The organism is Pseudoalteromonas ostreae (assembly GCF_018069805.1).
GTDB classification, from domain to species: domain Bacteria; phylum Pseudomonadota; class Gammaproteobacteria; order Enterobacterales; family Alteromonadaceae; genus Pseudoalteromonas; species Pseudoalteromonas ostreae.
The window spans coordinates 45,411-68,366 of record NZ_JAGPYN010000004.1 but is presented as its reverse complement, the minus strand read 5'-3'; the positions used below and the strand labels follow the sequence as shown (position 1 = coordinate 68,366).

Annotated in this window: 22 protein-coding genes and 1 pseudogene; 16 read left to right on the top strand and 7 right to left on the bottom strand. The window is 41.7% G+C overall.

Annotated elements, in window-relative coordinates; all coding sequences use genetic code 11:
- The first annotated feature begins 230 nt into the window (after positions 1–230).
- From J7338_RS04235 to speD, 6 genes are all read left to right on the top strand, one after another.
- Positions 231–1,436, top strand: coding sequence for an aspartate aminotransferase family protein (locus J7338_RS04235; RefSeq protein WP_210795898.1), 1,206 nt, complete (start codon positions 231–233; stop codon positions 1,434–1,436).
- Between the two features lie 87 nt (positions 1,437–1,523).
- Positions 1,524–2,540 (top strand): arginine N-succinyltransferase, encoded by a 1,017-nt coding sequence (astA, locus tag J7338_RS04230; RefSeq protein ID WP_210795897.1) that lies wholly within the window; start codon positions 1,524–1,526, stop codon positions 2,538–2,540.
- A gap of 15 nt (positions 2,541–2,555) precedes the next feature.
- Positions 2,556–4,025 carry a succinylglutamate-semialdehyde dehydrogenase gene (gene astD / locus J7338_RS04225; RefSeq protein ID WP_210795896.1) on the top strand — a complete coding sequence of 490 codons (1,470 nt, stop codon included), beginning with the start codon at positions 2,556–2,558 and terminating at the stop codon, positions 4,023–4,025.
- A gap of 140 nt (positions 4,026–4,165) precedes the next feature.
- The gene (locus J7338_RS04220) at positions 4,166–4,513 is read left to right on the top strand and encodes a DUF3802 family protein (RefSeq protein WP_210795895.1); all 348 of its coding nucleotides are present in this window, start codon (positions 4,166–4,168) and stop codon (positions 4,511–4,513) included.
- Between the two features lie 81 nt (positions 4,514–4,594).
- Complete coding sequence (locus J7338_RS04215) at positions 4,595–5,008, top strand: OsmC family protein (RefSeq protein WP_210795894.1); 414 nt, start codon at positions 4,595–4,597, stop codon at positions 5,006–5,008.
- An 88-nt stretch (positions 5,009–5,096) separates the two neighbouring features.
- The gene (gene speD, locus J7338_RS04210; protein ID WP_210795893.1) at positions 5,097–5,909 is read left to right on the top strand and encodes an adenosylmethionine decarboxylase; all 813 of its coding nucleotides are present in this window, start codon (positions 5,097–5,099) and stop codon (positions 5,907–5,909) included.
- 103 nt (positions 5,910–6,012) lie between these two features.
- Here speD and J7338_RS04205 read toward each other — a convergent pair.
- Positions 6,013–6,150, bottom strand: a pseudogene (locus tag J7338_RS04205) (VOC family protein); the annotation flags it as partial.
- Positions 6,151–6,338: 188 nt separating this feature from the next.
- Here J7338_RS04205 and J7338_RS04200 point away from each other — a divergent pair.
- Complete coding sequence (locus J7338_RS04200) at positions 6,339–7,826, top strand: NAD(P)H-hydrate dehydratase (protein ID WP_210795892.1); 1,488 nt, start codon at positions 6,339–6,341, stop codon at positions 7,824–7,826.
- A 186-nt stretch (positions 7,827–8,012) separates the two neighbouring features.
- Complete coding sequence (locus J7338_RS04195) at positions 8,013–9,905, top strand: methyl-accepting chemotaxis protein (RefSeq protein ID WP_228732919.1); 1,893 nt, start codon at positions 8,013–8,015, stop codon at positions 9,903–9,905.
- A gap of 45 nt (positions 9,906–9,950) precedes the next feature.
- Here J7338_RS04195 and J7338_RS04190 read toward each other — a convergent pair whose 3' ends face one another.
- The 6 genes from J7338_RS04190 to J7338_RS04165 form a co-directional block, all read right to left on the bottom strand.
- The gene (locus J7338_RS04190) at positions 9,951–10,235 is read right to left on the bottom strand and encodes a hypothetical protein (protein ID WP_145238054.1); all 285 of its coding nucleotides are present in this window, start codon (positions 10,233–10,235) and stop codon (positions 9,951–9,953) included.
- A 129-nt stretch (positions 10,236–10,364) separates the two neighbouring features.
- Positions 10,365–10,763 (bottom strand): VOC family protein, encoded by a 399-nt coding sequence (locus J7338_RS04185; protein WP_149980488.1) that lies wholly within the window; start codon positions 10,761–10,763, stop codon positions 10,365–10,367.
- Positions 10,764–10,999: 236 nt separating this feature from the next.
- Positions 11,000–11,413: a nucleoside diphosphate kinase regulator gene (gene rnk, locus J7338_RS04180; protein ID WP_210795890.1), complete on the bottom strand. Its 414-nt coding sequence runs from the start codon at positions 11,411–11,413 to the stop codon at positions 11,000–11,002.
- 176 nt (positions 11,414–11,589) lie between these two features.
- On the bottom strand, positions 11,590–13,236 hold the full coding sequence (gene groL / locus J7338_RS04175; protein WP_064668205.1) for a chaperonin GroEL: 1,647 nt from the start codon (positions 13,234–13,236) through the stop codon (positions 11,590–11,592).
- 47 nt (positions 13,237–13,283) lie between these two features.
- Complete coding sequence (locus J7338_RS04170; RefSeq protein ID WP_054204533.1) at positions 13,284–13,571, bottom strand: co-chaperone GroES; 288 nt, start codon at positions 13,569–13,571, stop codon at positions 13,284–13,286.
- 153 nt (positions 13,572–13,724) lie between these two features.
- Complete coding sequence (locus J7338_RS04165) at positions 13,725–14,201, bottom strand: FxsA family protein (protein ID WP_210795889.1); 477 nt, start codon at positions 14,199–14,201, stop codon at positions 13,725–13,727.
- Positions 14,202–14,412: 211 nt separating this feature from the next.
- Between J7338_RS04165 and cutA the strand changes: the two genes are divergently transcribed.
- The 8 genes from cutA (at position 14,413) to mutL (ending at position 22,952) form a co-directional block, all read left to right on the top strand.
- Entirely contained in the window at positions 14,413–14,733 is a 321-nt protein-coding gene (gene cutA / locus J7338_RS04160) for a divalent-cation tolerance protein CutA (protein WP_210795888.1), read from the top strand.
- Positions 14,733–16,562 carry a protein-disulfide reductase DsbD gene (locus J7338_RS04155; protein ID WP_210795887.1) on the top strand — a complete coding sequence of 610 codons (1,830 nt, stop codon included), beginning with the start codon at positions 14,733–14,735 and terminating at the stop codon, positions 16,560–16,562. The genes cutA and J7338_RS04155 overlap by 1 nt, the downstream gene beginning before the upstream one ends.
- A gap of 227 nt (positions 16,563–16,789) precedes the next feature.
- The gene (gene aroQ / locus J7338_RS04150; protein ID WP_210795886.1) at positions 16,790–17,242 is read left to right on the top strand and encodes a type II 3-dehydroquinate dehydratase; all 453 of its coding nucleotides are present in this window, start codon (positions 16,790–16,792) and stop codon (positions 17,240–17,242) included.
- A 32-nt stretch (positions 17,243–17,274) separates the two neighbouring features.
- Complete coding sequence (gene accB / locus J7338_RS04145) at positions 17,275–17,736, top strand: acetyl-CoA carboxylase biotin carboxyl carrier protein (RefSeq protein ID WP_210795885.1); 462 nt, start codon at positions 17,275–17,277, stop codon at positions 17,734–17,736.
- 27 nt (positions 17,737–17,763) lie between these two features.
- Positions 17,764–19,104 (top strand): acetyl-CoA carboxylase biotin carboxylase subunit, encoded by a 1,341-nt coding sequence (gene accC, locus J7338_RS04140; RefSeq protein WP_210795884.1) that lies wholly within the window; start codon positions 17,764–17,766, stop codon positions 19,102–19,104.
- 138 nt (positions 19,105–19,242) lie between these two features.
- The gene (gene tsaE / locus J7338_RS04135) at positions 19,243–19,710 is read left to right on the top strand and encodes a tRNA (adenosine(37)-N6)-threonylcarbamoyltransferase complex ATPase subunit type 1 TsaE (protein ID WP_210795883.1); all 468 of its coding nucleotides are present in this window, start codon (positions 19,243–19,245) and stop codon (positions 19,708–19,710) included.
- 34 nt (positions 19,711–19,744) lie between these two features.
- Positions 19,745–21,088, top strand: a complete 1,344-nt coding sequence (locus J7338_RS04130; RefSeq protein ID WP_210795882.1) for an N-acetylmuramoyl-L-alanine amidase — start codon at positions 19,745–19,747, stop codon at positions 21,086–21,088.
- A gap of 16 nt (positions 21,089–21,104) precedes the next feature.
- The gene (gene mutL / locus J7338_RS04125) at positions 21,105–22,952 is read left to right on the top strand and encodes a DNA mismatch repair endonuclease MutL (RefSeq protein ID WP_210795881.1); all 1,848 of its coding nucleotides are present in this window, start codon (positions 21,105–21,107) and stop codon (positions 22,950–22,952) included.
- Positions 22,953–22,956 lie beyond the last annotated feature (4 nt).

The window sequence follows — 22,956 nt, the reverse complement described above, 5'->3', positions numbered from 1 at the left end:
CACTATCTCTGAAATTATATCTCAAAGCCTTTAATAACAAGGGCTGCATGAAAGTTTTATAAGAGACAATAACGAAAAACTCTGAAATAATGATTATCTGAAAACTGAACCAGAGAGTATTTTTTGGCGATGTGAGCTATGCTGATTTACGCCAAAGGAGATGGTACAACAGTGCATCATCAATCCTATTTTTTAAACTTTCTGTAGGATCACAATTAAGAGGATATAAAATGACAGTCAATCGCGAATTATTTGATCAAGTAATGGTTCCTAACTACGCACCTTCAAGTGTTATTCCTGTTCGTGGCGAAGGCTCACGCGTTTGGGATCAGCAAGACCGTGAATATATCGATTTTGCCGGTGGTATCGCAGTTAACTGTCTAGGTCATTGTCATCCAGCATTGGTTAAAGCATTAAAAGAGCAAGGTGAAAAAATCTGGCACGTAGCTAATGTAATGACTAATGAGCCAGCATTACGCTTAGCTAAAAAGCTAGTAGATGCGACATTTGCTGAAAAAGTATATTTTGCCAATTCTGGCGCAGAAGCAAACGAAGCTGCACTTAAACTTGCACGTCGTTTAGCCCTTGAAAACTTTGGTGCTGAAAAGTCGCAAATTATTGCGTTTAACAAAGGCTTTCATGGCCGTACATTTTTCACCGTAACGGTAGGTGGTCAAACTGCTTATTCTGATGGGTTTGGTCCAAAACCTGGCGATATCGTGCATTGTGATTTTAACGATTTAGACGCTTTTGAAGCGCTTATTTCTGATAACACTTGTGCGGTAATGATGGAACCTCTGCAAGGCGAAGGCGGCATTATTTCTGCTACTGACGAATTTGCCAAAGGCGTACGTGAATTATGTACTAAACATAATGCATTGCTTATTTTTGATGAAGTACAAACAGGCGTTGGCCGTACTGGTGAGCTTTATGCGTACCAAGGTTTGAATGTAACTCCAGATATTTTAACTACAGCTAAAGCGCTTGGTGGCGGTTTCCCGATTGGTGCAATGATCACCACAACAGAAATTGCTAAGCATCTTAAAGTCGGTACGCATGGCTCTACTTATGGCGGCAACCCGTTAGCATGCGCTGTTGGTGAGGCAGCCTTTGATACTGTGAATACACCGGAAGTACTCGCTGGCGTTAAAGAAAAAGCTGCATTGTTTAATGAGTTACTAACTGCAATTAACGATAAGCACCAAGTGTTTTCAGAAATTCGTGGCCAAGGTTTGTTAATTGGCGCAGTAGTGACTGAGCAATTTAAAGGTCGCGCTAAAGAGTTTTTAGTTGCAGGGATCGCTGAGGGCGTGATGTCTTTAGTCGCTGGTGCTGATGTTGTACGCTTTACACCTTCTCTAGTGATCCCAGAAGCGGATATCCGCGAAGGTATGGCACGCTTTGAAAAAGCGGTTGCCAAAGTTGTGAACGGTTAAGCAACACGTCTCATCATAATAGGGCAGGCAGCAAGCTTGCCCTACTATTCTTAATTTACCGTTATTTATAAGGGAGCAAGCGGACTCATGATGATCCTTCGCCCAATCCAGCAATGTGATTACCCAGCTTTATTGAAAATTGCCCACGAATCAGGGCATGGTTTTACGTCTTTACCTAATAACGAAGCGTTATTACAAAAAAAGATTGACCATTCTATAAGCTCATTCGCAAAAAGTGCATCTCACCCAGGTGATGAAGGTTACTTGTTTGTTCTTGAAGATAGCGAAACTGGTGAGGTGGTAGGTACCTCGGCAATTGAGGCTGCGGTAGGTTTAGATGATGCGTTTTATCATTATCATTTAAGCAAAGCCATTCATTCATCTCGTACATTGAATGTATATAAAGCAGTTGATATTTTAACTTTGTGTAATGACTACACAGGGGCAACAGAGCTTTGTACGCTGTTTTTAAAAGATGGTTACCGTAAAAATAATAACGGTAAGCTGCTTTCAAAAGCACGTTTTATGTTTATCAAGCAACACCAAGAGCGTTTTGCTGAAACCGTTATTGCAGAAATGCGCGGTGTTTCGAACGAGCAGGGCAATAGCCCATTTTGGCAATGGCTTGAAGAGCACTTTTTCTCAATGGACTTTCCAACAGCGGACTACTTAACTGGCATTGGCCAAAAAGTATTTATTGCTGAACTTATGCCGAAGTACCCAATTTACGTCAACTTACTAAGTAAAGACGCGCAAGCGGTAATTGGTAAAGTGCACAATAACACGCGTCCAGCGATTGAGTTGTTAAAAAGTGAAGGCTTCACTTTTAATGGCTACGTTGACATTTTTGATGCCGGCCCAACCGTTGAAGCAAAAGTAGATAACATTGCGACTATTCGTAATGCAAAAAACTTTACCGTAACAATTGGTAAAAACAGTGGCGACACTGCTGTGATGTTAGCCAACGAAAAACTTAATGACTTTAGAGCAACCGTTGCACAACTAAACTTTGATGCAACCAGTTCAGAGCTTACATTACCTCAAGTAATGGCTGATGCGCTGCACTTACAAGCGGGCGATTTAGTTACCGCAACAAGCTTATAATTTAGGAGAAAGTACATGACTCATCCTGCACAATTTATTAATGGTCAATGGTCACAAGGCCTAGGCGATGCATTTAATTCAGTAAACCCAGCCAATAACGAGGTTATTTGGCAAGCAAACTCAGCTACCAGCGAGCAAGTTGACACCGCTGTTAACTCTGCGCGTACAGCATTTTATAGCTGGGCTGATAAATCATTTGCAGAACGTTTAGCGATTGTAAAAACGTTTGCCGAAACCCTAAAAGAGCACAGCGAAGAGCTTGCTGTTGTAATAGCCCAAGAAACGGGTAAGCCGTTATGGGAAACTCGCACTGAAGCGGGTGCTATGATCGGTAAAATAGCTATCTCTGAAAAAGCATTTTTAGAGCGCACTGGCGACGTAGAAAACCCAATGCCGCAAGGCCGTGCAATGATCCGCCATAAACCACATGGTGTAGTGGCGGTATTTGGCCCTTATAACTTCCCTGGTCATTTACCTAATGGCCATATTGTTCCTGCACTTTTGGCGGGCAATACCGTGGTGTTTAAACCATCTGAGCTGACACCAGCTGTTGCAGAGTTAACACTTAAGTTATGGGAAAAAGCCGGTTTACCAGCAGGGGTTATTAACCTAGTACAAGGCGAAGTAGCCACAGGTAAGGCTCTTGCTGCTCACAAAGGTATTGATGGCTTATTCTTTACCGGTTCATCACGCACAGGCCATATTCTGCATGAGCAATTTGCCGGTCAACCAGGCAAAATCTTAGCATTAGAAATGGGTGGTAACAATCCGCTTATTATTACTGATGTTGCCGATAGCAAAGCCGTTATTCACGATATTATTCAATCAGCATTTATTTCCAGTGGCCAACGTTGTACCTGTGCACGCAAGCTGTTTTTACCAGCAGGTGAGCAAGGTGATGCAATTTTAGCGGGTTTAATTACCGCGACTAAAGTCATCAAAGTTGGCAACTACGATGATGCAGAGCAACCGTTTATGGGTTCGATGATCTCATCAGCTGCGGCCGCTGGTATGGTAAAAGCGCAGCAACAACTCGTTGAGCTTGGTGCTGAAGTATTAGTTGAGCTTAAGCATACAGAAAATACAGGTTTCGTAACGCCGGGTATTATTGAATGTACAGATGTTGCTAACTTCCCAGATGAAGAGCATTTTGGGCCATTATTAAAAGTATTCCGCTTTACAGATTTTGATAGTGCGATTGATAAAGCCAACGATACCAGCTTTGGTTTGTCTGCGGGTTTACTCAGTGATAATGCGGCAGATTACGACCATTTTTTACGTCGTATCCGTGCCGGTATTGTTAACTGGAACCGCCCAATCACCGGTGCCTCAAGTGCAGCTCCTTTTGGTGGTATTGGTGCATCGGGTAATCATCGTGCAAGTGCTTACTATGCAGCTGATTATTGCGCATATCCAGTTGCCTCTGTTGAACTTGAAAAAGTAGCAATGCCAGCAACATTAAGCCCTGGCTTAAAAATCGATTAATCGATTTTAGTCAAATAGTAATAAATAACTAAAAAAGCAGCCTTGGCTGCTTTTTTTGTATTGGTTAATGCTCAAAGCTAGCAATTAAAAGCGCTTTCTGCTTAAATCAATACAGTCGTTTTAATTAGGTGTGGATAATTATGGTTTTAGATAGGCAAGGATATGATGATCTCATCATGTATCTTACTCAAAATTTAGCATTATTTGAGAAGTCCGGCGAAATAAAACCAGGCGCTCCTACTATTATGGAGCTAATAGAAGATGATATTGCTGAAAATGTCATGTTGTTATGTCAGCAACATACAGAGCTTTCCACTGAACAACGTAGTCAAATTGTGCGTGAAGTAGATGGTATTGTATACGATTTACAAGAAGTGCTCAGCAGCGTCACCAGTAATCAAGTTACCATAGAGCAACATGCCTTTATTGATGAGTTCTCCGCCTTGGTAAAAAACCTCTTTGATAGCGCCGTTGTAGAAAGCGTATAATGATTCGAGTTATCGTTTTTAATTTGCAACTGCGTGTGACTTCTTTACAATCAAGGAAATAACTTCTTTGAGAGTCATAAAATGCAAGCGAATGTGAAATGGGTTGAAGGCGATACTTTTTTAGGACGTTCTAATTCTGGTCACAATGTTGTGTTTGATGCAGGTAGCGATAGCGCCGCACCAAGCCCAATGGAAATGGTACTAATGTCTGTTGGTTGTTGCTCATCGGTTGATGTAGTTAGTATTTTAAAAAAAGCTAAACAACAGTTTTCAGATGTTCAAGTGCAATTAAGCGCTGAACGCGCAGAATCTGCCCCACGAGTATTTACTAAAATTAACTTACACTTTGTTGTGACTGGCGATAACGTCTCTGAAAAACACCTTGCGCGTGCTGTACAGCTGTCGGCAGAGAAGTATTGTTCAGTAGCATTAATGCTTGATAAAACAGTAGAAATTACCCATACACACGAAGTTATACACGAACAGGGAAAATAACGCTTTTTCCTGGGGTGAAATTCGTATAAAATCCGCGAACTTTTCATTCTGCTCTGGCAGATTTCATGTGTTTATAGGTTGGTTTATCATGAACAAACCCTTCGATAAAATTAAACTTCATGGCTTTAATAACTTAACCAAAAGTTTAAGCTTTAGTATTTACGATATTTGCTATGCAAAGACAGAGCAACAACGTAAAGAATATATTGAATATATCGACGAACAGTATAGTGCTGATCGACTAACCGATATTTTAGGTGAAGTAGTGGATATTATCGGTGCGAATATCTTAAATGTTTCGCGTCAAGATTACGATCCACAAGGTGCCAGCGTAACAATTCTGATCTCAGAAGAGCCAATTGAGCAGCAGCAAACCTATGACGTTGATGAAGCACCAGGCCCATTACCTGAGACTGTGGTTGCTCACTTAGATAAAAGCCACATCTGCGTTCATACCTACCCTGAAGCGCATCCTGATGATGGTATTTGTACTTTTCGTGCTGATATAGAAGTATCAACCTGTGGCATTATTTCACCATTAAAGGCGTTGAATTTCCTAATTCACAGCTTAGAGTCTGATGTTGTAACAATTGACTACCGCGTACGTGGCTTTACTCGTGATGTAGATGGCGTTAAGCACTATATTGATCACGCGATCAATTCAATTCAAAACTACATGACTGAAGATACCAAAGAAGCGTACCAAATGATGGACGTGAACGTGTATCAAGAAAACTTGTTCCACACTAAGATGATGTTAAAAGAGACCGATTTAAATACCTATTTATTTGGTGTCACTACTAGCGACTTATCTGAACAGGAAGAAGAAGAAATTCGTTCTAAGTTAACCCGCGAGATGCAAGAAATCTTCTACGGTCGTAACTTACCTGATACAGAATAAACTAGCAGAATTAGTGGATTCTTAAAACGGCGCGTAATGAAAATTACGCGCCGTTTTTGTTTGTGGCGTATTGTGGTAGTTAGTGAGAGTAAAGCTTACAAGTAACCCAGCGTTTACCATTACCAAGGTCGGTATCTTTGATTAAATCAAACCCCAGTTTTTGAGTGTAAAATGCAATGGCGTCATCATAACTTTCAACGACTAACGCGATGCTTCCTATTTGTTGTTTTATATTAGACATTGACCGACCTTACGAATTAATAACTGTGTCTAGGTGTTTTACCAGATCAAAACAATTCATCAGAGGAACAAAAGGCTGTATTAGGTCGTGCATCACAAGAACGATGCAAAAAGCTTGGGTTTTGGTAATCATTTGACTGCTATTCTCACCACCTATATGCTGGTTAAAATCCCACCTAAAGGATCAATATGTCAGCTAATTTATCTCAACATGTGTTTTGTGCCGAGCAAGTACGAACTCACGAGCCCGACGCCGCAGCGCAATCTGGCGTAGCTATGTATAGGCTGATGGAGCGAGCTGGTAAAGCGGTGTTTGATCAGACAATTAAGCATTTTCCGCAAGCTCAGAATTATGTTGTTTTGGTTGGTGTGGGCAATAATGCAGGTGATGGCTATATTGTTGCAAGCCTCGCTAAACAGGCCGTAAAGCAAGTAACAGTAATTGCGGCAGTACCTGATAAACCATTAACGGGCGATGCGCTTACAGCGCAAAAAGCATGGTTAGCAGCTGGTGGTGACATAACGGCATTTCATCAGCAAATTATAGATAACGCGGATATCATTATTGATGGCTTGTTAGGCACAGGAATAAACAGTGATGTACGTACTCCTTTTATTGAACTGATTGAAGCTGCAAATAGCAGTTGCGCGCCAATTGTGGCAATTGATTTGCCATCGGGTATTAACGCTGATACGGGGATGGTGCAGGGAGTAGCAATTGAGGCTGATATTACAGTCACTTTAGTTGCTATTAAGCAAGGACTTGTTACGGGTGCAGGGCGTGCCTGTGCAGGCCTGTGTGAGTTTGATGATTTATCTGTGGGTGATGTGTTTATGCAATTAGCGACGCCAAGTGCTGAGCTTATAGGTTATCAAACATCTCAAGGCTTAGTGAAAAGAAATAACAATAGCCATAAAGGTAGCCATGGTAAATTGTTATGTGTTGGCGGGAATACTGGTACTGCGGGAGCAATACGCTTAACTAGCGAGGCAGCGCTGTACAGTGGTGCTGGTATGGTGAAAGTATACACTCATCCTGAGTCAGTACTTGCTGTGAGTATTGGTCGTTCTGAGTTGATGGTCACCGCGACTGATTTAATTACAGCACTCAAGTGGGCTAGCTGTGTAGCAATTGGTCCAGGGCTTGGGCAAGATGCATGGTCAACCACCACCTTCGAAACCGTGATGCAATATTGTTGCACATATAACAAACCGCTAGTGATAGATGCTGATGCGCTAAACCTTATTGCTCAAAGATCGTCTGTAACCTCATTGAAAAATACGGTGCTCACACCTCATCCAGGTGAAGCTGCACGGTTATTGAGTTGCTCTGTGAGTGATATCGAAGCTAATCGTTATCACAGTGCTACACAACTTACTCAAAATTATGGTGCTTGTTGCGTGCTTAAAGGAGCGGGCAGTATTATTACTAATAGCACTAATACTTGGGTTTGTACCGATGGCAACCCAGCACTCGCTGTCGGCGGCAGCGGTGATGTACTTACTGGCATTATTGCTGCGCTTATCGCACAAGGGCTAACTACAGAGCATGCTGCTCGTTATGGCGTAACGTTACATGCCAAAGCCGGTGACATCGCTGCACAGCGCGATGGTGAAAAAGGTATGCTGGCCAGTGATTTATTTAAGATAGTCAGACAGCTCATTAATGATAAATAACGGATAAATATACTTACCGCAACTGTTTTGGGGAACTTGTTTTGCTAAATACACTACAGTCCCTATACTCTAATTTGCGCGGCTATTATTTACTACTGAGGTAAGGATAAGATGTTGATACAAAAAAAAATGTACCTAGGGAGTTTTCTGCTGCTGTTGTTTGCTTTAATTATTCTGTCAGGAATAATGCAGCTAGTTGTTACGCCAATTATTAAAAATGACGCTATATCCAGCGCAAAATTACAAGCAAAGGTGATCGGCGAATCGTTAGCAAAAAATTTAGCTAAAAGTGCCACCTTAACGCAAAGCTTAGCCGTGGTAGCAGAGACTTTGCCATTGCAGCAAGTAGCCTTTATTGAAAATATTGCTCCTTTGATTGCAAGCGGCAAAGGTGTTGCAGGTGGTGGTATCTGGCCTGAGCCCAATAAAATGCTGCCATCAGCAGAAAAGGCATCTCTTTTCTGGGCGAAAACAGGTGATGGCCAATATAAACTTTTAGATGATTATAACCAGCCCGACAGCAGCGCTTATCAACAAGAAACTTGGTATAAAAATGCCATTAACGCTAATCGGGGTGAGTGCGTTTGGTCCGAAGCTTATGTCGATACGGTATCGAATGTGCCGATGGTTACCTGTTCGGTAAAAATAATCCGTGATAACCAATTTTGGGGGGTTGCCACCTTAGACGTTGAACTGGCATCTATCGAAAGCTCATTGATTGCAGAGAACAATGCTACGGGCACCTATAACTTTATTTTAGATAGCGCCGAGCAACTGGTATCTATTCCATCGATACGCAATACTAACTTAGCAATGATGAGCCTTACTCAGGTTGCCAGTAAAGACAGTAGCTTAAAGCCATTAGTCAGCGCCTTGCAAAACAGCAATACAACTGTTGCTGAATTTGCCAGTGGTGTGGTTAATAATGACCAATCTATTTTAGTAACTTACTCATTGGCAGAGCAAAATTGGCGCTCAGGGGTTATTATTCCTGCCGCAATTGCTAAGAAAACCGTTAACACCCTCACTTATTACTTATACGGTTCATTTATCGCCCTTATCCTCGCTTTTGTATCAGTATTACTGATTTTTGGTAATCGTCTGGTGCAGCAAATTAACACCACCACAAAGCAAGTTAGAATGTTGGTGCAAGGTCGCACGAATTCAAAACTGGCCGTGCGCGGAAGTGATGAAATGAGCCACTTATGTGAAGCGATTAATGACTATGGCGATCATCTGATGAAGATTTTAGAACAGATCCAAGCAGAAGCCGCTGCGGTTAAAAACAACGCTGAAGCCATGGATAACTTAAGTAATAACAGCCAAATTCGTACGCAAGAGTTAATGGAAGAAAACAACATGTTGGCTGAGGCAATTCATGAAATGTCGATAGCAGCCTCATCAGCCTCACAAGATGTTTTGAGCGTTGCAGATATTACTACGCAATCAGCTGATTTAGTGAATTCTGGTTTTGATGTTATTGAGAAAAATGCCGAATCAATCCAGCTATTATTTGATAAATTAACGGAATCATCAGAAGCCATTTCACGGATTGCACAAGACTCAAAACAAGTGGGCTCGGTGCTTGATGTGATCATGAATATTTCTGAACAAACTAATCTACTTGCGCTTAATGCTGCCATTGAAGCCGCTCGAGCAGGTGAATCAGGACGTGGTTTCGCGGTAGTGGCTGATGAAGTTAGAACCTTGGCACATCGTACTCAGCAATCGGCTGGCGAGATTGAAACCATGATCAGCCAATTACAAGAAGCCGCTAGTAGAGGGGTTAACGTTATTGGAGAATGCCGTGAATACTCTGAAGTAGTGAACGAGCGCTCGGCAACAACACGTGCACAGTATGAAAGTATTGTTACCGCGTTTAATGATATTAAAGAGCGTTCATCAAGCATTGCCGTAGCGACTGAAGAGCAATCACAGGTAACCGAAAATGTGAAAAACTTGGCAGAGCGAATTCGTGAGATCTCTGTGCAAAATGCCAGTGATGCTGAAGAGTTTCGTAGCGTCAGCAAAGATTCAAATAGCCAAGCACAGCGTTTATATCAAATTAGTCAGCAATAATGTGATTCATTGATAGTATTTATCAAGCATCGTTAGCTGAGAGTATCAGCGCGATGCTTCACCTTCGTCCTCTTCTGGTGGATCGCCTGAGTCTTCTTTGCGTTTACGCTGCTCTTGTTTGGCTTTTTGTACATTCTCAAATTGCGGGGGTGGAATAGGGAATAACGAAATAAGTGGAAAGAACGACAAAAATAAAAAAGCCCCTCGTGACATGGTTTTACCCCAAGCGACAATTTTCATCATGGCCCAAAACACAATCAGCAATAATATGCTCACTACAAGCCAATGCAGCAGTAATGTTCCAAGACTAACCTTATCTAATAAATCCATTTGTTTTTAATATGGTTACTAATAGTTAGTTAATGAGGGTTAATTGAACAATATCAAGTCAACCAGAGGTTCCATATTAAGCCAGTAGGTTGTGATTTATCGCGATTAGTGACCTCTCACAGACTGCTTTTAATTTAATTGTAGTAAGTCCCATTTATTACCATACAAATCTTCAAATACCACAACGGTGCCGTATTCTTCTACACGGGGCTGTTCATTAAAGTTAACGCCATTTTTTTGCATTAATTCATAATCTCGCCAAAAGTCATTGGTATGTAAAAATAAAAACACCCGGCCCCCAGTTTGGTTGCCCACAGCCTCTAACTGCTGTTGAGTACTTGCTTGTGCGAGTAATAAATTAGTGCCATTAGAGTTAGGTGGTGATACTAATACCCAGCGTTTGCCATTACCCTGATCAGTATCTTCGATTAAATCAAACCCTAGTTTTTGAGTGTAAAATGCAATCGCATCATCATAATTTCCTACAACTAATGCCATGCTACCTATATGCTGTTTTATGTTTGTCATTGTCCTACCTTGAAATAATGCAGTGCTTAAAGATGCTTTTTAGCATATAAGAAAATATAACCCGAGGACAAAAGACTGGTACGTTAAGTGCGGTGCTAGATTTATCAGTAGATCTGACTTTAGTCAGAAAGCTTTTCCCGATAAATCTGGACTTACGAGTGACTGGCGCTAGGTTTTAAACTTATTATCTTTAAAAACAAAACCCAGCTTTCACTGGGTTTTTAATAACATAAATATTATCGATGTAACTCACCGGCTCGTTCTGGCTGATAAGTGATTGCTTTTATTTTTACTTTTATAAGGCCGCCGCTGGGTTTTGGCCATTCAATTTCATCACCTTGTGATAGGCCAAGTAGGGCGCTACCAACAGGGGCTAAAATTGATATTTTATCAGCACTTGCGTCAGCATTTTTCGGATACACTAAGGTTTTAGTGAATTCTTCCTTAGTTGATTCAACAATAAAGTTTACGATTGAGTTCATAGTAACCACTGTTGAAGGCATATCTTTTGGCTCAACGATTGTGGCACGGCCGAGTTCAGCTTCAAGCTCTTTTTCGCCAGCAAAGCTTCCTGCTGGTAATGATTCCATTAAATCATACAATCTATCAGCATCGAGTGACGAGATGATCAGTTCAGGCTTTTTATTCATCTTACTATCCTTAATTATGTCTTATAAATAAAATTAACTCTGAGTATGGTTTTGGCATACAGTTAAAAAGCACTGCAATACGCTGGAGTCATTTTATTTGCTACTTTATCGTTGCTCTTAAAGCTAAAAACCCAGCCGAAGCTGGGTTTATTTTAGCTAGATGGTTAGGAGATGAATTACATCATGCCGCCCATACCACCCATGCCGCCCATGCCTCCCATATCAGCGCCGCCAGCTTCATCCTTTGGGATTTCAGCTACCATTGCTTCAGTGGTGATCATAAGGCCAGCAATCGAGCCTGCAAACTGTAGTGCAGAGCGCGTTACTTTTGTTGGATCTAGGATACCCATTTCAATCATGTCGTTGTATTCGCCAGTTGCTGCGTTGTAACCAAAGTTACCTGTGCCGCCTTTAACTGCGTTAATAACAACAGACGCTTCGTCACCTGCGTTGGTAACGATTTGACGAAGTGGTGCTTCCATAGCACGTAGTGCTACTTTGATACCGTGGCTTTGATCTTCGTTGTCACCAACTAAATCAACAAGTTTGCTTGCTGCACGAACTAGTGCAACACCACCACCAGGCACTACGCCTTCTTCAACCGCAGCGCGAGTTGCATGAAGTGCATCTTCAACGCGGTCTTTTTTCTCTTTCATTTCGATTTCAGTAGCAGCACCTACTTTGATTACTGCAACACCGCCGGCAAGTTTAGCCATGCGCTCTTGTAGTTTCTCTTTATCGTAGTCTGATGTTGCTTCTTCGATTTGCGCTTTGATTTGTGCAACACGACCGCTGATACCCGCTTCTTCGCCAGCACCATCGATGATAGTTGTATCATCTTTAGTGATTACTACGCGTTTAGCTGTACCTAAGTCTTCAACCGTTGCTTTTTCAAGCTCAAGACCGATTTCTTCAGAAATTACAGTACCGCCAGTTAACACAGCGATATCTTGTAGCATTGCTTTACGACGGTCGCCAAAACCAGGTGCTTTAACAGCTGATACTTTAACGATACCGCGCATGTTATTTACAACAAGTGTTGCTAGCGCTTCACCTTCAAGGTCTTCAGCAATGATTAGTAGTGGTTTGCTTGCTTTAGCAACCGCTTCTAATGTAGGAAGTAACTCACGGATGTTAGATACTTTTTTGTCTACAAGTAGAATAAACGGATTGTCTAATTCAACAGCGCCTTTTTCTGCGTTGTTGATGAAATACGGAGATAGGTAACCACGGTCAAACTGCATGCCTTCTACAACATCTAGTTCGTTTTCAAGTGATTGACCTTCTTCAACAGTGATTACACCACTGTTACGGCCTACTTTTTCCATTGCTTCTGCAATGATGTCGCCAATTTCTTTATCAGAGTTAGCTGAAATAGTACCTACTTGTGCGATTGCTTTTGCATCGGCACATGGTACTGAAAGTTCTTTTAGCTCAGCAACAGCTGCGATGATTGCTTTATCAATACCGCGCTTAAGGTCCATTGGGTTCATGCCCGCAGCAACCGCTTTTAAGCCTTCGTTGACAATTGACTGTGCTAATACTGTTGCAGTAGTTGTACCGTCACCGGCTGCATCGTTTGCTTTAGATGCAACTTCTTTAACCATTTGTGCGCCCATATTTTCAAACTTGTCTTCAAGTTCGATTTCTTTCGCCACTGATACACCATCTTTAGTGATCACTGGTGAGCCAAATGATTTGTCTAGGATTACGTTACGGCCTTTAGGACCTAATGTTACGCGAACTGCGTTTGCTAAGATGTTTACGCCAGCTAGCATTTTAGCGCGTGCGTCACCTGCAAAAAGTACTTCTTTTGCTGCCATGATTAATTTCCTTTAAATTCTAAATGTATGTTAAACGAAAAGTAGCTTTAGCCTACAATGCCTAAAATATTGTCTTCACGCATGATCAGGTACTCTTGACCTTCGATCTTTTCAGCTTTTTCAACATATGAGCCGAATAACACAGTGTCACCGACTTTAACTTCTAATGCTCTCACATCACCGTTATCTAGAGTACGGCCATTACCCACTGCAACAACTTTACCGCGGGTTGATTTCTCAGCCGCAGAACCAGTTAATACAATACCGCCAGCAGATTTGGTTTCTTCTTCTAGGCGCTCAACGATCACGCGATCATGTAAAGGACGAATGTTCATTTTATTTAGTTCTCCTAACAGTTTCTGAACAGGACAGAAAAAAGCTTTATATGTACCAGTTTGCTTTAAACCTAATGATTTAAAACAATTGATTTAGTTGTACTCAGTAATGGGGTGTATTGCTTCAAAACCCAAGTGATAAAATTAAAATTTTTAATCTTTTCTCTCGTACTCACCGTCAATGGTGGTCGGTTCGCTCATTTTGCGTGGTTCTGGCTCTGCATGAGTGTGCTGATTAAATGCTGTTGGACCTTGTTGCATGCCTGCACTCATACGCACTGTGGCTTGACTAGCAAGGCCTGCAGCTAGTTTATTGCGAATAGCTGGGGTTAATAATAAAAAGCCAAATACGTCGGTCATGATGCCTGGAGTTAGCAATAATATGCCGGCTATAATCACACATAACCCGGTAAATAATTCTTTGGCTGGCATTTGCCCTTGCGCCATTTGTGTTTGCACATTTTGCAGTGCGCCCATACCTTGTGTTCTAACTAATTTTGCGCCGAATATTGCGGTTACAATAACCAGTGCAATAGTGGCGAATCCACCAATTACATTAGCTACTTGAATTAACAACGCAATTTCAATAATTGGCACGATAATAAATAATAAAAACAAAAATCTAAACATAAGGCTCTCTAAATAGTGATCACTCAGTTGAGTTGATGAAATATAAGTATGGGTTATCAGGTCTTTTTTCAAGGCTAGTGGTAAAGCGGTGTTGGCTAAATAGCCTGAGCTCTGATTAAGCGATTTATTATCCACAGTTTAGGTTAACTACACTTTGCCTTAGCTATCAGCTACTATGGCATTGGGCAGAGCAATCAATCAAAGGTTCAATATGACGACTCATTTTCGACTTATTTTTACCACTTGCGCAGATGTAAGTGAGGCACGCTCCATGGCTGAGCAATTAGTTAAGCTTAAATTAGCTGCGTGTGTGAACATTCTTCCAAATGTGGAATCTGTTTATATGTGGCAAGGAGAGGTTGCTTATGCAACCGAGTGTAAATTATTAATTAAAACGAAGTCAGAAAAAATGAATGAATTGATTCAAACAGTCAAGCAATTACATAGTTATGAAATTCCTGAAATACAGGTTATTGATGTGGCCACTGGCAATTTAGCCTATTTTAATTGGATGGATGAGGTACTTAATTAATGCGTTGTTTTCTTTTATTGCTTTGTGCGCTGTCGTTAATGCCAGCACAGGCTGCAACTAATAATTTATTAAGTGATTTGCTGCAGCCCGCAGAGCAAACATTTTTACCTGTTGATCAGGCATTTTCATTTGATTTTGATCAGCAAGGCAGCACACTTTTTGTTGGTTGGGATATTGCGCCGGGTTATTACCTATATAAAAAGAAGCTAGAAATTATTGGTAAAGGTGCTGATATTGAAGTGCCTGATCTTGGTAAAGGCGTGATCATTGAAGATGAGTTCTTTGGCAAAACCGCAGTGTTTTTTGATTCACTGAGTGTGATCAGCAAGCTAAGTAATATAGCTGAAGATGGCGTAATTAAAGTACGTTATCAAGGCTGTGCTGAAGCAGGGCTATGTTACCCGCCAGAGATCATCACCATTCCATTGAGTATGATTGCCGGTGAAACCCCTGCAACTGATAATGCAACAGCAGGCAATGCATTAGCTGCGCTTAGCACTGAATCAGCGGCTGCTACAGAAGATGTTGTAACGCAAGAAGATGACTTAGAAAAAGAATTAAACTTTACTGAAAAACTGGCCTCGCAAGGTTTGTTAGCGAACTTAGCGATTTTCTTTTTGGTCGGTATTGGCTTGGCATTTACGCCATGTGTATTTCCGATGTTTCCTATCTTGTCGAGCCTAATTGCAGGACAAAAAAATCTTTCCACTAAAAAAGCGTTTGCGCTTTCTTTTGTTTATGTGCAGGGTATGGCCGTTACGTATGCGGCGCTGGGCCTAGTGGTTGCATCACTTGGTGGTCAAGTGCAAGGTTATTTACAGCACCCATATGTATTGATTAGTTTTAGTTTATTATTCGTTTTACTCGCTATGTCGATGTTTGGTTGGTACGAAATAAAGCTCCCTAGCGGCATGATGAATAAGCTCACACAAGTAAGTAATAATCAAAAAGGCGGCAACTACATAGGCGTATTTTTAATGGGGGTTTTATCGGGCTTAATTGCGTCACCTTGTACCACTGCACCGTTATCAGCTGCGTTATTGTTTGTTGCGCAAAGCGGCGATTATTTAGTTGGCGGCTTAACTTTGTATGTGCTGAGTTTAGGGATGGGTATTCCGCTGCTGTTATTAGGCACCTCTGGCGGTAAATTATTGCCAAAAGCAGGCGGTTGGATGGAACAAGTTAAAACCCTGTTTGGTTTTATCATGCTGGTAGTGCCATTGATCTTGCTTGAACGTATTGTCGATGCAGACATCATATTACTTATGGCGGGCTTATTAGCATTAGCAACGGCCTTGTATTTACATCATTGGCAGAGTGCTCAAACACAAGGTAAGTTAAAAACTGCATTGTGGTTTGTTGCAACGTTATTAGTTGTTAGCGGTGTGAGCTTAACTAAAAACTATATATGGCCCACAGCGCAAGTTGTTAGTGCCGCAAATAGCGAGCAACAAGCGCGCGGCTTTAAATTAGTTGCTGACTTAGCTGAGCTCAAACAAGCAATAAATGATGCAAACAGTGATGGTCGTTTAGTGATGGTCGATTTATATGCAGATTGGTGTGTTGCGTGTAAAGAGTTCGAGAAATACACTTTTCCTGACGCTAAAGTACAAGGTGAGTTTGCAAACTTTGAGTTGTTAAAAATTGATTTGACCGAAAGTGATGATAAAACAATTGCTGTAATGGAAGAGTTTACGGTATTTGGTTTACCCAGTATTTTGTTTTTTGATACACAAGGTGAAGAGCTTGCAGCACAGCGTGTGACGGGCTTTTTAAATGCCAAGGACTTTGCTGAGCATTTAGATAAAGTAGTAAATAGCGCTAAATAAATATTTTTCTCACCGCTATTTTAAACGCCACTTTATATGAGTGGCGTTTTTGTTTTGGTGGTGGCTACTAGTGATTAGACCAGTATTTTGCTGCTATTTACATCGAAATGGCTATAATAGGTGGTTAACGTGAGAAATACTTGCTATTTTAGTTTTTCCCCTCTACATTTTGCGGGAATTTCTAATCAAAACAGCTTAACTCATTATTTATAGGATTATCGCGTATTATGGCTGCAAAATTTAAACTTTTAGTTATAAATGGCCCTAACTTAAACATGCTGGGTAAGCGTGAACCAGAAAAATACGGTTTACAAACACTGAGTGAGATTATGAGCGAACTAACTGAGTTTGCGCATGGTCTAGACGTGGAGTTAACGCATTTTCAAAGTAATAGTGAGCAAGCTTTAATTGAGCGTATACACAGCGCTTGGCAAGCTATTGATTATATTATTATCAACCCAGCAGCATTTACGCATACAAGCGTGGCTTTACGTGATGCATTACTGGCCGTTGATACCCCGTTTTTTGAAGTGCACTTAACTAATGTGCACACGCGGGAAGCGTTTCGCCATCATTCATATTTTTCTGATGTGGCGCAGGGCGTGATATGTGGATTAGGTGCAATGGGTTATCGTGCAGCACTTGAAGCTGCCGTAAATCGGTTGCAAAACGCAAATTAATTTTAACTAACTAACAAACAGGCGGGTCGTTCATGGATATTCGCAAGATCAAAAAACTAATTGAACTAGTAGAAGAATCAGGTATTGCTGAATTGGAAATCACCGAAGGTGAAGAATCAGTACGTATCAACCGTAATAACATGAGCGCAGGTCCTGCTTACGCTCCACAGTATGCACCTCAATATGCACCAGCCCCTGCGCCAGCGGCTCCTGCTGCACCAGTTGCAAGTGCAGAAGCAGCAGCTCCTGCAGGCCCTACTGGTCATCAAGTATTGTCACCTATGGTTGGTTCTTTCTATTCAGCAGCTTCTCCAGAAGCACCTTCATATGTAGAAGTGGGTTCACAAGTTAAAGTTGGTGACACGCTTTGTATCATCGAAGCGATGAAAATGATGAATCAAATTGAGTCAGATAAAGCAGGCACAGTAAAAGCTATTTTAGTTGAAAATGGCGAGCCAGTAGAATTTGATCAACCGCTATTCATTATTGAATAATAGCGTAACCTAATAAGGCCAACTCTTATGTTAGATAAAGTAGTCATTGCAAACCGAGGTGAAATTGCACTTCGTATATTGCGCGCCTGCAAAGAGCTTGGGATCAAAACGGTTGCTGTGCATTCAACGGCGGATCGCGATCTTAAGCATGTATTGCTTGCAGATGAAACAATTTGTATTGGTAGACCTTCAGCTACTGAAAGTTACTTAGATATTCCGCGTATTATCGCGGCTGCTGAAGTAACAGATGCTGTTGCTATTCACCCTGGTTATGGTTTCCTTGCCGAAAACGCTGATTTTGCTGATCAAGTTGAACAAAGCGGCTTTGTATTTATTGGCCCTAAAGGTGATACAATTCGTTTAATGGGCGACAAAGTATCTGCAATCGAAGCGATGCGTAAAGCCGGTGTGCCATGTGTACCAGGTTCAGACGGTCCAGTATCAGATGATAAAGACCGTAATATGCAAATCGCTAAGCGTATCGGTTACCCAGTGATCATCAAAGCTGCCGGTGGTGGTGGTGGTCGCGGTATGCGTGTGGTGCGCAGTGAAGCTGAGTTAATTGACTCAATCGCTTTAACGCAACAAGAAGCAAAGCAGTTCTTTGGTAATAGTATGGTTTACATGGAGAAGTTCCTTGAAAACCCTCGTCATATCGAAGTTCAAGTATTGGCTGACGGGCAAGGTAATGCAGTTCATCTAGGTGAGCGTGATTGTTCTATGCAACGTCGTCATCAAAAAGTAGTTGAAGAAGCGCCAGCACCAGGTATTACAGCTGAAGTACGAAAGTTCATTGGGGAGCGTTGTACACGCGCATGTATCGAAATCGGTTATCGTGGTGCGGGTACATTTGAGTTCTTATACGAAAATGGTGAGTTCTATTTCATTGAAATGAACACTCGTATTCAGGTTGAGCACCCAGTGACAGAAATGGTTACCGGTGTTGATTTGATCAAAGAGCAGTTAAAAATTGCAGCGGGCCAACCACTATCATTCACGCAAGACGATGTCGTTATTCGTGGTCATGCAATTGAATGTCGTATCAATGCTGAAGATCCTGAAACGTTTATCCCGTCACCGGGTAAAATTACGCGTTTTCACCCGGCAGGTGGTTTAGGTATTCGTTGGGACAGCCATATTTATGCTGACTACACAGTACCACCACACTATGATTCAATGATTGGTAAATTGATCACTTACGGTGAAAACCGTGATGTAGCAATTGCCAGAGCACGTAACGCATTGAATGAGCTTGTAATTGACGGCATCAAAACTAATACGCCATTACATAAGCGTATTTTAGCGGATGAAAACTTCCAAAATGGTGGTACTAACATCCATTATCTTGAGAAGAAGCTAGGTCTATAAACGTGCTATAACTGTTTATATGTAAAAAACCGGCAACTTTGTCGGTTTTTTTGTGTCTGATGATCGCTGACTCGCCTTAGCAAAATAATCTGGTATGATTAATAGGTTATCGTTTTTAATACTATCCATGAGGTCAGAATGACGCACAGTGTTGGTTTTCAACTCGCTGATGAAGCTGCAACGGTTAAAATGGGCAATCAACTCGCAGGGCTAATGGAGCAAGGTGCAGTTATTTATTTACATGGTGATTTAGGTGCGGGTAAAACCACTTTAACCCGTGGTGTGATCCAAGGCTTCGGTCATCAAGGTAAGGTTAAGAGTCCAACTTATACGCTTGTGGAACCCTATGAATTGGCAACAGCCAATGTTTATCACTTTGATTTATATCGTTTAGGCGATCCTGAAGAATTAGAATACATGGGTATTCGCGATTATTTTTCGCCAACAGCTATTTGTGTGGTGGAGTGGCCTGAAAAAGGCGGCGAGTTTATCCCAACACCTGATTTGGACATTACTTTACGTTATGTCGGCGATGCTCGAGAAATTGAAATTAAAAGTATCAGCCCGCGAGGCGATAGTATTGTGAATAAACTCAAATCAGATTGAATAAAAACAAACAATAAAAGGTGTAATGATACAGATGAGTCGAGTTGTCATAAAGTGGATGTGCGGTTTTTTGCTGTTAGCAATCAGCGCTAGCCTCTATGCACAAAATACTATCAATAGTGTACGAGTTTGGCCATCGCCAGATAGTACGCGTGTAGTATTCGACCTAACGGATAAGCCTGATTTTAGTTACTTTATGCTAAAAAAACCACTGCGTTTAGTGGTTGATTTAGAAACAACCAATAAAATAAAAGATTTGCCAGCGATCCCAAATAAGCATCAAATTGTTAGTAAGTTACGTTATTCAAAAGCAAAAAACAGCAAAGGCGTAAGGTTTGTATTTGAGCTCACAGGACCTGTAAAACCAGTCATCTTTGCTTTAGCACCTACTGGGCCTTATAAAAATCGTTTAGTGGTCGATTTATATGATAAAAACCAAGCTGAACCGGCAGCGGCCAGTAGCAATACTGCGATTAAAAAACGTGAGCTGAATCAGCAGCGTGATATTATTATTGCCATTGATGCGGGGCATGGTGGCGAAGATCCTGGCTCAATTGGCCCCTCTGGCACTTATGAAAAAGATATCACACTACAAATTGCTAAGCGCTTAGAACGGATGATTGATGCTGAGCGTGGGATGATTTCGCGAATGGTGCGCAGTGGCGATTATTTTGTAAAACTCAATACCAGAACGAACCGAGCAAGACAAAAAAAGGCTGATTTTTTTGTTTCAATTCATGCGGATGCTTTTACTAGCCCGCAGCCAAATGGGGCCTCTGTTTGGGTGTTATCACTACGCCGTGCTAATTCAGAAATTGGTAAATGGATAGAAGATAAAGAAAAACACTCAGAGCTACTCGGTGGTGCTGCTGGAGTGATTAAAGATACTGCCAGTGAAAAGTACTTGGCGCAGGCGTTGTTGGATATGTCGATGGATCATTCGATGAAAACCGGTTTCAGCGTTGCTGAAGGCATGGTTCAAGAGCTTAAAAAGGTCGCTAAGTTACATAAAAAAGAGCCGCAAGCGGCTAGTCTGGCGGTATTAAAGTCACCCGATATTCCATCTATTTTGGTCGAAACTGGGTTTATTTCGAACCCACGCGAAGAAAGACTATTAAAAAGTGCTAATCACCAAGAGCGCTTAGCGAAAGCAATATTTACTTCTATCAAAAGTTATTATCTGAAAAATCCTCCGGATGATTCGCTGTTTGCGTCGTTAAAATCGCAATATCCCACTAAACATAAAGTTCGCCCAGGTGAGTCGTTAAGTTTATTGGCTAGTCGCTACGGGGTATCGGTGGGTAAGCTTAAGCAAGTTAATCAATTAAAATCTAATACCTTGTTTATTGGTCAAGAGTTAGATATTCCGCAAAGTTAAAATCGTTAGGATCAGTATGAGCATTGAAATATTACCCGCGCGATTAGCTAACCAAATTGCTGCGGGCGAAGTGGTTGAGAGACCCGCATCTGTGGTCAAAGAACTCGTAGAAAACAGCTTAGATGCAGGCGCAACACGTATACAAGTTGATATTGAGCGCGGTGGCCATAAGCTGATCCGCATTCGTGATAACGGCTCAGGTATTGATAAAGATGAGCTTACATTGGCGCTTTCTCGTCATGCTACTAGTAAATTAAAGTCCCTTGATGATTTAGAAAATATTTGTTCTTTGGGCTTTCGCGGCGAAGCATTGGCGTCTATTAGTTCGGTATCGCGTTTGACGCTTAGCTCAAAAACCAAACAACAAGAGGCGGCTTGGCAAGCATTTGCGCAGGGGCGAGATATGGCTGTGCAGATTAAACCCACTGCTCACCCTGACGGCACCACCATTGAAGTTAAAGACTTATTTTTTAATACTCCGGCTAGGCGCAAGTTTTTACGTACTGAAAAAACTGAATTTACGCATATAGATGAATTGATCAAGCGCATTGCGCTGAGCCGTTTTGATGTGTCGATTACCCTCACTCATAATAGTAAAGTGGTGCGTCAGTATCGGGCAAAAATAGATCCTGCACAGGCAATTACTCGGGTTGCGCAAGTCGCAGGAAAAGCCTTTGCGGAACAAGGTTTGTACATTGAGTCAGGCGAGCCAGGTTTGCAATTACACGGCTGGGTATTACCTGTGGGCTCGGCAAATACCACACAATATACTTATGTAAATAATCGCATGATGCGCGATAAGCTTATTTTACATGCAATTCGCCAAGCGTTTGAAGAAGTTGCAGGGCAAGAAGAGCTACCGGGTTTTGTGATTTATATTGATATTGACCCACGCCAAGTTGATGTAAATGTGCACCCTGCAAAACACGAGGTACGTTTTCATCAAGGTCGCTTAGTGCATGACTTTATTTTGCAGGCAATTAAACAAGTCGTGGTGCCGCTTCAAGATGAGTTTGCTGGTGTTAATCAGCATGTTGATTCGCAACACAGCGATGCTAAAGCAGCGCATACAGCAACACCCGCTCACTCCAGCAATACAGCAGGCAGTTTGTTTGATTATCCTAAGTCTCACTTACAACCAGCGGAGCAAGCTCGCTACGGTGCTAATCCTGCGCCTAGTGGTGGTGGATATGCAGGTTCAAGCGAGCGTAGCAAGCAAGCGAGCCGGACAAATCATCAAGATGTGAGTGCGTTTTATCAAGGGGTCAATGAGCAACACGCCAGCCATTTTGATCAATCTATTGGCGTTACTCAAGAAGTAGCACCATTGTTACAGACACAAAGCGCGCAGCCGTTGCTGATACAAAGTGATGGCGGTTGTGTATTTAGCTTGCAACAGCAATTCTATTGTTCACACTTTAAATATTTATTAGTCAATGATTGGCTTGAGGTTATTGCTGAGCAAGGCAGTTTAGAAGGAAAAGCCTTACTATTGCCTGTGCGAGTTAATATCAGTAAAGAAGACAGCCAAAGCTTAACACAGCAACAATCATGGTTTACCTTGCTGGGCTTTGAGTTATTGATTGAAAAGCAATTTGTGATGGTTAAAAAGTTGCCACAGAGTTTGTATCTGCTTGATGTGAGCCAAGCCGTAGATGCGCTATTAAAAGCCACTCAGGCTGAGCTTAATAGTGTGGAGCAATGGCTAAACTGGCAGCTTAGCCAAGTGCCCGAACGCTTTTTTGCCAGCCAAGCATTTGCTGAAGATGTCGCGCGGATGAAAAATAATCCGCAAACAATTCAGCGTTTAGCTGAAAAAGCAGTTAAAATAGATTTAAAGCATTTTTTAGCACAATTAGATTAAGGTC